The organism is Gloeobacter violaceus PCC 7421, from assembly GCF_000011385.1.
GTDB lineage: Bacteria > Cyanobacteriota > Cyanobacteriia > Gloeobacterales > Gloeobacteraceae > Gloeobacter > Gloeobacter violaceus.
In genome coordinates, this window is the sequence record NC_005125.1 from 4,646,923 (window position 1) to 4,659,019 (window position 12,097).

At 60.3% G+C, this 12,097-nt stretch carries 11 protein-coding genes; 8 read left to right on the forward strand and 3 right to left on the reverse strand.

All coding sequences use genetic code 11. The features are described 5' to 3' along the window. The first annotated feature begins 75 nt into the window (after positions 1-75). Together prfA and era are read left to right on the forward strand one after the other, a co-directional pair. Entirely contained in the window at positions 76-1,170 is a 1,095-nt protein-coding gene (gene prfA, locus GLL_RS22755; protein WP_011144404.1) for a peptide chain release factor 1, read from the forward strand. Further along, positions 1,167-2,081, forward strand: a complete 915-nt coding sequence (gene era, locus GLL_RS22760) for a GTPase Era (protein WP_011144405.1) — start codon at positions 1,167-1,169, stop codon at positions 2,079-2,081. Before prfA ends, era begins: the two co-directional genes overlap by 4 nt. Here the strand turns inward: era and GLL_RS22765 are convergent. Next, positions 2,017-3,681, reverse strand: coding sequence for a M20/M25/M40 family metallo-hydrolase (locus GLL_RS22765; protein ID WP_011144406.1), 1,665 nt, complete (start codon positions 3,679-3,681; stop codon positions 2,017-2,019). The genes era and GLL_RS22765 overlap by 65 nt on opposite strands. A 139-nt stretch (positions 3,682-3,820) precedes the next feature. Here GLL_RS22765 and GLL_RS22770 point away from each other — a divergent pair, with 139 nt between their 5' ends. The 3 genes from GLL_RS22770 to fghA all read left to right on the forward strand — a co-directional run bounded on the left by GLL_RS22770 (position 3,821) and on the right by fghA (position 6,816). Then, positions 3,821-4,750 (forward strand): phosphoribulokinase, encoded by a 930-nt coding sequence (locus GLL_RS22770; protein WP_011144407.1) that lies wholly within the window; start codon positions 3,821-3,823, stop codon positions 4,748-4,750. A gap of 106 nt (positions 4,751-4,856) precedes the next feature. Beyond that, positions 4,857-5,966 (forward strand): S-(hydroxymethyl)glutathione dehydrogenase/class III alcohol dehydrogenase, encoded by a 1,110-nt coding sequence (locus tag GLL_RS22775; protein ID WP_011144408.1) that lies wholly within the window; start codon positions 4,857-4,859, stop codon positions 5,964-5,966. Position 5,967: 1 nt separating this feature from the next. Beyond that, complete coding sequence (fghA, locus tag GLL_RS22780; protein WP_011144409.1) at positions 5,968-6,816, forward strand: S-formylglutathione hydrolase; 849 nt, start codon at positions 5,968-5,970, stop codon at positions 6,814-6,816. A 128-nt stretch (positions 6,817-6,944) separates the two neighbouring features. Here fghA and GLL_RS22785 read toward each other — a convergent pair whose 3' ends face one another. Continuing rightward, positions 6,945-7,811, reverse strand: a complete 867-nt coding sequence (locus tag GLL_RS22785; RefSeq protein WP_011144410.1) for a LysR family transcriptional regulator — start codon at positions 7,809-7,811, stop codon at positions 6,945-6,947. Positions 7,812-7,934: 123 nt separating this feature from the next. Between GLL_RS22785 and GLL_RS22790 the strand changes: the two genes are divergently transcribed. Further along, on the forward strand, positions 7,935-8,477 hold the full coding sequence (locus GLL_RS22790; protein WP_011144411.1) for a ferritin-like domain-containing protein: 543 nt from the start codon (positions 7,935-7,937) through the stop codon (positions 8,475-8,477). A gap of 212 nt (positions 8,478-8,689) precedes the next feature. Beyond that, positions 8,690-8,884 (forward strand): hypothetical protein, encoded by a 195-nt coding sequence (locus GLL_RS22795; RefSeq protein WP_011144412.1) that lies wholly within the window; start codon positions 8,690-8,692, stop codon positions 8,882-8,884. Here GLL_RS22795 and GLL_RS22800 read toward each other — a convergent pair. Further along, entirely contained in the window at positions 8,881-9,084 is a 204-nt protein-coding gene (locus GLL_RS22800) for a hypothetical protein (RefSeq protein ID WP_164929531.1), read from the reverse strand. The two genes, GLL_RS22795 and GLL_RS22800, sit on opposite strands and share 4 nt — an antisense overlap. 277 nt (positions 9,085-9,361) lie before the next feature. Between GLL_RS22800 and GLL_RS22805 the strand changes: the two genes are divergently transcribed. Continuing rightward, positions 9,362-11,878, forward strand: coding sequence for a PhoX family protein (locus GLL_RS22805; protein WP_011144413.1), 2,517 nt, complete (start codon positions 9,362-9,364; stop codon positions 11,876-11,878). Positions 11,879-12,097 lie beyond the last annotated feature (219 nt).

Here is a 12,097-nt window from a genome sequence, read left to right on the forward strand (position 1 = left end):
TCCTCTGCCGTTCCATTAGCGTCGCTGCCTGTTGACCGATCGACAGCACACTTTGATTTGCGGAGGAGCACACCCATGGCCAGTCCCGATTTAATGGTTCAAAAGCTCAACGACATCGAGCGAACCTATAACGATTTGACTACTCGCCTAGGCGACCCAAGCCTGGCAAGCAACCCCCAGGAGATGCTGCGCATCGTGCGCATGCGCGCGGGCCTGGAGCGTACGGTCGAAGCCTACGACCATTGGCAGCGGCTGTGTGCAGAACGCAACGCCGTTCGCCAGATGATTCGCGACGAGCAAGATCCCGAGTTGCGCGAACTGGCCGAAGAGGAGCACACCGGCCTCGAGGAGCGCATCGCCCGGCTCGAAGACGAGATTACGCTGCTGCTGTTGCCGCGCGATCCCAATGACGACAAGAACGTCATGCTCGAAATTCGGGCTGGGACAGGCGGTGATGAGGCGGCTATCTTCGCGGGCGACCTGATGCGCATGTACATCCGCTACGCGGAGGGCCAGGGCTGGTCGGTGAAGCTTGCCAGCGAATCGCCCGCCGAGATGGGCGGCTTCAAAGAAGTGATCCTCGAAATTCGCGGCGAGAGCGTGTATTCCAAGCTCAAATTCGAAGCGGGGGTCCACCGTGTCCAGCGCGTGCCGGTCACCGAGACCCAGGGGCGCGTGCATACTTCCACGGCCACGGTCGCGATCATGCCCGAGGTCGAAGAAGTGGACGTCGAGATCAATCCCAACGACATCGAGATCACCACGACCCGTTCGGGCGGTGCGGGCGGTCAGAACGTCAACAAGGTAGAAACGGCGGTGCATCTGGTCCACAAGCCCTCCGGCATCCATATCCACTGCCAGGAGGAGCGCTCGCAGTTGCAAAATAAAGCGCGCGCCATGCAGATTCTGCGCGTCAAGCTCTACGACATCAAACAGCGCGAGCAGCACGAGCAGGTCTCCGGGCTGCGTCGTTCCCAGGTCGGTACCGGCGATCGATCTGAAAAAATCCGCACCTACAACTACAAAGACAACCGGGTGACCGACCACCGCCTGAGCCAGAACTTCACCCTCAACACCGCCATTGAGGGCGAAATCGAAACGCTCATCCAATCGGCCATCGCTGCCGCCCAGCGCGAACAACTCGCGGAACTGGCCCGCAGCAGCGGATGATTATCCCCGAAGCGCCGCCGGGCTTTCGCTCGGGTTTTGTCGCCATCGTCGGCCGCCCCAACGTCGGCAAATCGACGCTGGTCAACCGGCTGGTGGGCGAGAAAGTCGCTATCGTCTCCCCAACTGCCCAGACGACCCGCAACCGCCTGCGGGGCATTCTCACATTGCCCACCGCTCAGATCATTCTGGTAGATACACCAGGGATCCATAAGCCTCAGCACCGTCTGGGCGAAGTGCTGGTTCACAATGCCCGCAGCGCAGCGGGATCCGCTGACGGGATTGTCTTGGTCGTCGATGGCTCGGTGGAAGCCGGGGCGGGCGACCGGTTCATTGCCGAGAGCCTCAAAGGGAGCAAAGCGCCTGTCTGGCCGGTGCTCAACAAAGTCGATCGCCGCTCTCGAAATCAGGTGGAACCTATCCGCGAGAGTTACCGCAAGCTGTTCGACCCGGAACTGGTGTTCTACGAAATTTCGGCCCTCAAAGGTTCCGGGATTGAACCTCTAATGGAGAGCATTATTTCAAGCCTGCCCGAAGGGCCGTACTACTACCCGCCGGATCTGTTCACCGATCAACCCGAGCGGTTCATCATGGGCGAACTCGTCCGCGAACAGGTGCTGCTTGCTACCCGCGAGGAAGTACCCCATTCGGTGGCAGTGGTGATCGACAAAGTCGAAGAAGGCGAAACTCTCACCCGCGTGCTCGCCACGATCATGGTAGAGCGGGATTCCCAGAAGATTATTTTGATTGGCAAGGGCGGTCAGATGCTCAAGGCAATCGGCACCGGTGCCCGCCACCAAATGCAGAAACTGGTGGGCCACCAGATTTACTTGCAGCTATTTGTGAAGGTCAAGGAGCGTTGGCGCCAGTCCGACTCGACGCTGCGGGATTTGGGGTACCGCCGGGAGCAGTGAGGGCGAAGCGTTTAAAGAAGCTCGCTGCGTTCCACTCGGGACGCTCCGACTGGTTGGCGACTCGCACCAACAGTCCTTCGATGATCCGGTTGAATTTGGCGGCGGCTTCGAGGTCCACCGGTTGGTTGATGTCGTCCGACGGGGCGTGGTAGCGGGTCGTCAGCCACGCTTTTTGAAGTTTCTCCTCGGCCGAACCCTTTTCGTAGCCGAACTTGAAAGCCAGAGCCGGCACGCCGGTGCGGATGAAACTGTACTGATCGGAGCGCACGAAGCTGTTGCGGTTGGGCTCCGGGTCGCTGATGACTGTCACGCCGACTTGCCCGGCCGACTCGCGCAAAGGCTGCGCCAGGTTCGATTCTTCGAGGCCCAGCGCCGTCAGGCGCGTGAGCGGGTGGATGGGCAGGAACATGTCCATGTTGAAATTGGCCACGAGCGGCCTCATCGTCGGGCGGTTGGCAAAGAACTTCGAGCCGAGCAGCCCCTTTTCCTCGCCGCAGACGGCCAGAAACACGACCGAGCGCTTGAGCTTGAGGTTCTGGGCGCGCATGCCCGCAGCCACGTCGATGAGCGTCGCCACCCCGGCGGCGTTGTCCATCGCCCCGTTGTAGATGCGGTCACCGCCAATCGGTTCACCGATCCCCAGGTGATCGAGATGGGCCGAGAGCACGATGTACTCGTTTTTGAGCTTCGGATCGCTTCCAGGCAGCATCGCGGCGACATTCGCCGAGGTGAGCGTGTCGCTTTTGACGCTCACCTGCGCCTTGAGCACGGCGGGGATGGCGAATTTGGGCAGCGGTTTTTCGGTGTCGGCGGCAGCCAGGATCTGGGCAAAGGTGACGCCCGAACCGGCAAGCAGCTTGTCCATGCTGGCCGGGTTCATCCCGACGGTCAAAACCAAATCGGGCGCGTCCTGGAGGGCGGATTCGGCGAGCACCATCGACGGAAAAAAGCGCAACAGCTTCGAGCGCTCCCAGGGGATGTCCATGATCCTGGGGTTCTGCACCGTGATCAGCCCCACCGCCCCGGCCTGCTTCAGAAATTTCCAGCGCTCGGCCACCGATCCGTAGTGCGAGCGCAACGCACCGGGGATCGCCGCCGGGCCGCCGCTGAGGACAACGGCAATCTTGCCTTGAAGGTCCAGCCCCGCCAGGTCGTCGTAATTGTTTTCGGGCACCGTGAGGCCGTAGCCTGCGAAGACCAGGGGCGCTTCAAGATTGGGCGCGATACCGTTGCGCACGCCGATGACCGCGTCGTCGCCAATGGCCAGCGCTTCGAATGTGCCCCCGCGCATCAGCGTCAGGCTGGAGCGGCCCTCATCGAGCACACGGCTTTGAAACTTGACCGGCTGCAGATAACCTTCGCTCCCGGCGGGCAACGCCCCCGCCCGCTTGAATTGCTCCGCGACGTAGCGCGCCGCTTGCAGATAGCTCTCGCTGCCGGTGTTGCGGCCTTCAAGGCGGTCGTCGGCTAGAAACCGGACGTGGGACCACCAGTCCTTGCCCGACCCGGCGGCGTTGTCCGTCTGGGCAGAAGCGGCAGGACCAAGGGCGGTGGCGCAGATGAGCGCGGTGCAGGCGAGCAGGCGTCGGATTGGGAGCATGGCGATAGACGGGATTTCTCAGACCAGTCTACAAGCCGCTGCCGGGGCGGGCTGACAAAAAGTCCGTCGTCCTACAACGGAAAAATATGTGACGGGGGTTCTAAAATCAAAACTACTTATCCTTAGCAGGGGAGGCCCCATGGCACAACGTCCGATCATTCTCGGCATCGTCGGCGACAGCGCGGCGGGCAAGACCACCCTGACGCGAGGCCTCGCCCAGATCCTCGGCCCCGACAATGTCACGATCATCTGCACCGACGATTACCATCGCTACGACCGCAAGCAGCGCGCCGAACTGGGGATCACTGCCCTGCACCCCGATTGCAACTACCTCGACATCATCCAGCAGCACCTCGCTTTGCTGCGCACCGGCCAGCCGATCTTAAAGCCCATCTACAACCACAAAACCGGTACCTTCGATCCGCCCGAGTACATCAAACCGCGCAATTTTGTGGTGGTCGAGGGGCTATTGGGTTTCTCGACGCGGGGGATGCGCGATTGCTACGACGTCAAAGCCTACCTGGCTCCCCCGGAGTCGCTGCGTACCCGCTGGAAAATCAGGCGTGACACCGCCAAGCGCGGGTACTCCGAGGAGCAGGTGCTGGGCGAAATGGCCAAGCGCGAACCCGACTCGGAGCAGTTTATCCGGCCCCAGCGCAGCACAGCGGACCTGGTGGTGAGCTTCTACCCGGGCCAGAACGGCCCCGATACCCAGCTCAACGTGCGGCTGGTGCTCAGACCGACCATTCCCCACCCGGACTTCGTGGATGTCATCGAGCGCAGCGGCGCCCACACCCGCTCGGCGGTGCGCGTCGAACTGGACCGCGACATGGGCAAGCCCGTCGATGTGCTCGAAGTGGACGGCCATGCCACCGACGAGCAGGTCAAAGAACTCCAGGATGTGCTCTGCGAAGAGATGGCCAACGGCTCGCAGCTGTGCAATATCCCCGCGGACCTGGGCAAGGTGACCGGCACCACCGGCGAAACGCTGCAGAGCCATCCACTCGCCATCTCGCAGTTGCTGATCACCTACCACATGCTCAAAGCCTCGCGGGGCGTCTACGTTTAGCCGCCCGCGACCGGCCCGTGTACAGATTGATAAACGGCCCGATGAACCGTTGCGCCCGGTGCGTTAGCCTTGTCTGTGGCCAAAACGGACAGGCAAGGAGCAGCGCATGCAGGTAAAAGCGGCCGTGGCAATGGAAGCCGGCAAGCCTTTGCAGATAGAAAGCGTCGAACTGGAAGGCCCCAAAGCCGGTGAAGTCCTCGTCGAAATCAAGGCGACCGGCATCTGCCACACCGACGCCTTCACACTCTCAGGCGCGGATCCGGAGGGGCTCTTTCCGGCGATTTTGGGCCACGAGGGGGCCGGGGTGGTGGTGGAAGTCGGACCCGGGGTGACAAGCGTCAAACTGGGCGATCACGTCATTCCGCTGTACACCCCCGAGTGCCGCCAGTGCGAGTACTGTTTGAGCCGGAAGACCAACCTCTGCCAGGCCATCCGCACCACCCAGGGCCGGGGAGTGATGCCCGACGGCACCAGCCGCTTTTCGCTCGGTGGCGAGCCGCTCTACCACTACATGGGCACCTCGACATTCTCGAACTTCACGGTGCTGCCGGAAATTGCCGTGGCGAAGATTCGCGAGGACGCTCCCTTCGACAAAGTTTGCTACATCGGCTGCGGGGTGACCACCGGCGTCGGTGCCGTCCTCTACACCGCCCAAGTCGAGCCGGGGGCGAACGTGGTCGTCTTTGGCCTGGGCGGCATCGGCCTCAACGTCATCCAGGGCTGCCGGATGGTGGGAGCCGACAAGATCATCGGAGTCGATACCAATCCGGCCAAAAAAGAACTGGCCGAGAAATTCGGCATGACCCACTTTGTCAACCCGAAAGAAGTCGAAGGCGACCTGGTGCCCTATCTGGTTGAATTGACCAAAGGCGGAGCCGACTACAGTTTTGAATGCATCGGCAATGTCAACGTGATGCGCCAGGCGCTGGAGTGCTGCCACAAAGGCTGGGGGGTGAGCGTGATTATCGGCGTGGCGGGAGCGGGCCAGGAGATCCGCACGCGACCGTTTCAACTGGTGACCGGCCGGATCTGGAAGGGCTCCGCCTTCGGTGGAGCGCGCGGGCGCACCGACGTGCCCAAGATCGTCGACTGGTACATGGAAGGCAAGATCAACATCGACGATCTGATCACCCATGTCCTGCCGCTGGGCGAGATCAACCAGGCGTTCGACCTGATGCACGAAGGCAAATCCATCCGCACCGTGGTGACTTTTTAAGATGCGCGACGCACCCGAACTGTTATCCTCCCACCGCTGCTTCGGCGGGACGGTGGGCTTCTATCGGCACCACTCCGAGACCTGCGACAGCCCGATGCGCTTTTCGGTGTTCACCCCACCCCAGGCGGCGGCCGGTCCGGTGCCGGTGCTCTATTTTTTGGCGGGTCTCACCTGTACCGAGGAAAATTTTATGGTCAAAGCCGGGGCACAGCGCGCCGCCGCCCGGTACGGCCTGATGCTGGTTGCCCCCGACACCAGCCCCCGCAAAACAGGGATCCCGGGTGAGGACGACGAATGGGACTTCGGCGCCGGGGCCGGTTTTTACGTCGATGCCACCGAGGAGCCGTGGAGCCTCCACTACCGCACGTACAGCTACGTGGTCGGCGAATTGCCATTGATCGTCGCTGCCCACTTTCCGGCGGATCCCGAGCGCACCGGCATCAGCGGCCACTCGATGGGGGGCCACGGCGCGCTGGTGTGCGCCTTCAAAAACCCGACGCGCTACCGCTCGGTCTCCGCCTTCGCGCCGATTGCCGCCCCGACGCGCTCGCCTTGGGGCCAGAAAGCTTTCTCGCGCTATTTGGGAGCAGACGAAAAGACCTGGAAGAGCTACGACGCGAGCGCCCTGGTGGCACTGGGTACCATCGAGCCGACCATTCTCATCGACCAGGGAATGGCGGATCCGTACTTGGAGGAGCAGTTGCGCATCGACGAATTTGAGCAGGCCTGCGCCGCAATCGGCCAATCGCTGCTGCTGCGCCGTCAGGAAGGCTATGACCACAGCTACTATTTCATCGCCAGCTTCATCGACGATCACCTGCACCACCACGTCGAGGCGCTCGGGAGATAACCAATTCCGGGGGATGGGGTGATTCCTGGAGGGGCAAGCTCGTTATGGTGCTCTCAGTGGAGTGAGTCGGACAGCCCATGGAGATCTACCAATTATTGGAGCTTTTCAGCAACCTAAACGGGTCTGTGTTAGACACCTTGCCAAGCGTAGTTAGCTGCAAAGACTCGAAATAGCTTAACGATGTCTGAGTTTTGCTGTGCTCTCCATTTCAGACCCACTGTTCGAGACAAATCCGCTTCGGCGATCGGAACGTACACAATATCAGACAAACCTTGCCACACGGGCATGATGGTGATTCCTAATCCAGATTTGATCATGGAAATCGCCCACTCTTCTCGATCCGCCAAATAGACGACTCGAGGTTCAACACCTGCGGCTTCAAACATCTGTGGTGCTCTACCCCAAATTTCACAATTGTTTCGCCCGATGAACGGTTGATCATCCAGTTCAGCCAGACTAACCCTGTCTCTGTGGGCAAATGGGTGGTTTTGCGGAACTGCTAGTAAATAATCTTGTTGAAACAAGGCAAGGGAAGTTTCCGTATCTTCGAGACTTGTCAACTCTGTCACAATCAAATCGACTTCGCCCTGCTCTAACCAGTTGTGCAAATCTTTGACAGTGCCGTCCCGAAACTCAATGACGGCATTCGAGCATTTCTCTCGAAAGATTATAATCATTTTAGAGAAATCGTCGATCCGAAACGTGCGGAGGATACCCAACCTCAGAGTGGGTTGACTACGAAAGTCTCTAAGCCCGTTCAGTACGAATTGATACCTATCCCAGATCGCCCTGGCTGTTCCTAAAAAGAACTGACCCGCAGGCGTGAGAACGGCTCGCCGCCCCCCTCTCTCGAATAGAGTAACGCCTAGCTCTCGCTCTAATCTTCTAATACTGACTGATAAGGACGGTTGAGAGATCAGTAAACTGTCGGCAGCTTTTGTAAATCCGCCTGTTTCAACAATCGCTAAAAAATAGCGAATCTGATTTATATCCATAAGATCAAGTAAGTGACTCGCCCATAGAGTTTAGCTATGAATCCGATGCAAAAGTTCGCCTTGCTCTATACAAGGGCTGCTTGGAGGATGGAGATGACCTCCAAAAACAGCAGGATGTAATCAATGGCGACCTTTGATGCTATTTTAGCAACTGACAAGCAGAATGACCTGGAAATCCTCAATAATGCCCTTTACTTTGAGCATCAGGGAATTTGGGCTTACGATTTTGCCGCAGGTAAATTGAGCAATACCGATGTTGGTAAGGCTGTCCTCGCACTTGCCCTGGAAAATCAGGCCGATCATAAACAACATCGGGCTGTCCTATCCGCTGCAATTCGTGATTTGGGTGGGACACCTGTCCAACCTGAGCCTAGTTACGATCTCTCCTCCTACCTCAACAAAGGAGAGGGGAACCTTGATAGCGATGTGAATATTGCCAAGCTAGCTCTGGCAGTCGAGACGGATGCAGCGATTGCCTATGTAACAGAGGCTGCCAAGCTAAAAATTCCCTCACTGGTTATGGCAGCGGCTGGAATTGGGAGTGTTGAGTCTATCCATGCAGCCCGGATTCGAGCCGCGTTTAATAGTTTGGGTATAGAGATGCCCGTTGTTCCATCAGCCATCATGAGTGCAGAGAACCGCGATCTGTGGGTTCTGAAGGTTTAGGGTCGCCACACTTCCCTTGTGTGTGAAGTGCCAAAAGCCGTTGTAGACGGAAGCTTTCGCGCACGGCCACCCCAGGGCAAGTGAACCAAAAAAACATGAAAGTTGGACCAAACCCAGGTTAAGGAAGACCGAAGACCTCAGCTGCCGCCGGATCGAAGGACGCTGCAAACTTTTGATACATTGGGAAGCAGTCCTGAAGACCGGCACACTCCGTGAACATCAAAGCCTATGCCCTGCTTGGCATTTCCTGCGTGACGGCCATCGCCGCCGTCGGCTCGGTGTTCGAACTGGCCTCCGGCGTGCCGCGCCTCGGCACAGCGACTACGGCGATTATCCTCGCGGTGACAGGGATCGCCACGCCGATTGTCTTCTGGCTGGCCATCAAAGAGGGCCGCGCCGCCCTCTAGCTTTCGCGCTCCCGAGCGGTGCGCAGCCGGTCGATGATGGATTGGAGCTGATTTTTGTCGCGGCAGTGGACGTGGCGACTTTTGCCGGCCCCGTCGCGGTAAAAAATCGCGTACTCGACCCCTTCACGGTCGTAGCGGCGCGATAGGCCAAAGCCGGGATTGTCGAATTCAATCTGATTGAGGCTGCGCAGCTCATCCATGGCGGTGTGAAACAGTATGACAAACTTCTTGAACGATAGTCGTTTTCACTATCATTAATCTTGTGTTAACCCTATATGCGCTTCAGCCTTAATCTTGCCGCTTTAGAGTATCGCTGCATCTTTTGTTACCAAATCGGCGGCAGTGTGCTTTCGATTTTGCCTGCAAGGCTGCGCAGCTGCTTTGCGGGCTTTCATCTTGCGACCGCCGGGCCGCTGCCTTTGTTCGCCGATTCTTGCCTCTTCTGTCTAGCTACACCGTTTTTTCTTGAGGATGACAATGTCCGAATATTCCCGCAGAGAACTGCTGAAGTTTCTGGGCGTCACCGGTGGTGCGGCCCTGCTGGGCTCGATGATCCCCGGCCAGGCGATGGCCCGCCCCGGCTCCTTTTTGGGGAGTGGCCCACTTACTCCGGTGCGCCTGCCGCACGCGCTGCCGATCTATGGCACGCAAAAAAGCCATCTGCCCGCCACGGGCAAAACTGCATACTACGGCCAGCCCTTGACCAGCTACACGGTCATTGACGATCTGGTAGTCGCCCCCGAATTCGAGCGCTATGTCATCGTCCGCTGGGGCGATCGGGTATTCCCCAACAGCGCCGACTATTTTGGCTACAACTGCGACTTTACCGCCTATCGGCCCATCAACGGCAATCGCGAAGGCTACCTGTGGGTCAACCACGAGTACGTCTCCAGCCCGATTTCCTTTGCCACCCCCGAAGCTCCCTCGGCGCTTGCGGGCGCTTCGCCCCGGATCGCCACCTCTTATCCGCAGGTGATCACCGGCACCCCCGAGGCGCCCGGTGCAGCCCTGGAGGACGCGCCGCAATTGGTGCGCTGGGGTGAATTCCAGTACAACCAGGGCGGCTCGGTCGTGCGCATCAAGAAGAACACGAACGGGCGCTACGCGCCGGTGGCCGACGCCGCCAACCGCCGCTACCACGGTTTGTCGGGCCTGGCCATCAACGCCACCCGCACGGACCTGCGCGCCGACGGCACCCCCTACAGCGCCGTCACCTCCTGGAAAGGCGAAGTGAACGGCGTGAGCGTCGGCAAGGACGGCGACAACAACTACCTCATCGGCACCGGCCCGGCGGCCACCCAGGTCTTTAACTTGAGCACCGACGGCCTGGGCAACAAAATTATCGGCACCGCCTTCAACTGCTCCGGCGGCTACACCCCCTGGGGGACGATCCTCACCGCCGAGGAGAACTTCCAGGCGGGCGTCGGCGCCTTCTTCGTAGGGGTGAATGAAGCGGTCCAACCGGACGGCACCCAGCTGGGCTATCTGGTGGGCGACCCGGCGACCTTTGTCGACCCGTTTACGAACACGGAATACCTCAACTACACCACCGGCACCTACTTCGGCCAGGTGGGCGAGAAGTACGGCTGGATGGTAGAAATCGATCCGGCCGACGCGAGCTGGCGGGCGCGCAAGCACACCTGGCTGGGCCGCTTCCGCCACGAAAACATCGCCTTCCGCGCCGAGGTGGGCAAGAAACTCGTCGCCTATATGGGCGACGATCGCCGCGGCGGCAATACCTGGAAGTTCGTCAGCAAAGGCCGCATCGCTGATCTGGCTGACCGCAACGCCAACAGCAAGCTCCTCGAAGAGGGCACGCTCTACGTGGCGCGCTTCAACCCGAACGGCACCGGCCGCTGGATCCCGCTGGTGCTCGCCGCTCCGGTCAACCCGATTGCACCCACGGTGCTGGGCGAGGGTGAAGCGACCGGCAAGGGCATCACCCCGGCGGAAGTCGCCTCGAAGTTGCGGCTTCCCAGCCGCGCCGGCATCGCCGGGGGCACAGTGGACGGCGGCTTCTACGACGTGACGCCCGCCACCGAAGCGGCGGACCTCGAAAGCTACATCACCAAGGGCGGCACCGTCACCCGCGCTCGCCTGAAGGACTACTACACCAGCCAGGGTGCTGTGCTGTGCGACTGCTACGCGGCGGCCAACCTGGCCGGCGCCACTCCCACCGCCCGTCCCGAGGATCTCGAAGTCAATCCCCGCAATCCCCGCGAGGTGTTCATCGCCTACACCGACGGTGCTGCCGGCTCCGACGGCTACCCCGATTCGCGCATCTTCGTCATCGGCAAGTACACCTCCGATATCAACGACACCCAGGGCTTCGGCGGTCTGTACAAGATCATCGAAAACAGCGCCGACAGCACCGGCGTCACCTTCAGCTGGGAAAACTTCAAGCAGTCGGGCGAGGCCGGTGCCGAGGGCGGCGCGGGTTACGCCAACGTCGACAACCTGGTCTTCGACCAGGAAGGCAACATCTGGGGTGTGACCGACATGTCCACCAGCAACCACAACGGCTTGGGTCTCACCTACGACACCGGCACCAACGGTCAGCCGCTACAACCTGTCTTCAACACGATCGACCACACCGGCACCTCCAGTGCGCTGACCGGCGTGTTCGGCTGCAACTGGATCTTCTACGTGCCTCTGAGCGGTCCCGACGCCGGCCAGGTCGTACCCTTCGGCTACGGCCCGCCCCGCTGCGAGTGCACCGGCCCAACGTTCATCGGCGACACGTTCGTCATCTCGGTTCAGCACCCCGGCGAGGATTCGCCCATCAACGGCGATCCGAATGCCGGCGGCGCCGCAGCCTCGGTGGTCACCCGCGATATCGAAATTCTCGATCTCAAAGGCGGCCTGTTTAACCAGACGCGCACCATCCCGCGCAGCAGCAGCTTCCCGAGCAATGTGCCCACGGCCGACGGCGGCAGCGGCCTGCAGTTTGGGCCGCCCCGCCCCTCGGTGGTGGGCATTCGCAGAAAGCCATAGCCCGACTGTGATCTGAAGCAATTGAATCTCGAAGGCCGGGGGCAACCGCTCCCGGCCTTTTTTGGCGCTATAATGGCCGAGAATCAGAATCAATCTCACATTGGACATGCAGTAGACCGGCGCAGACCGGTCTTTTTTTTGGGGCCGCCTGCCAAGCCGGAACCACTCGTCGCACTGCAGTGAGGTGAAACATTGACGCGGACACCCGGGCCAGGCTAA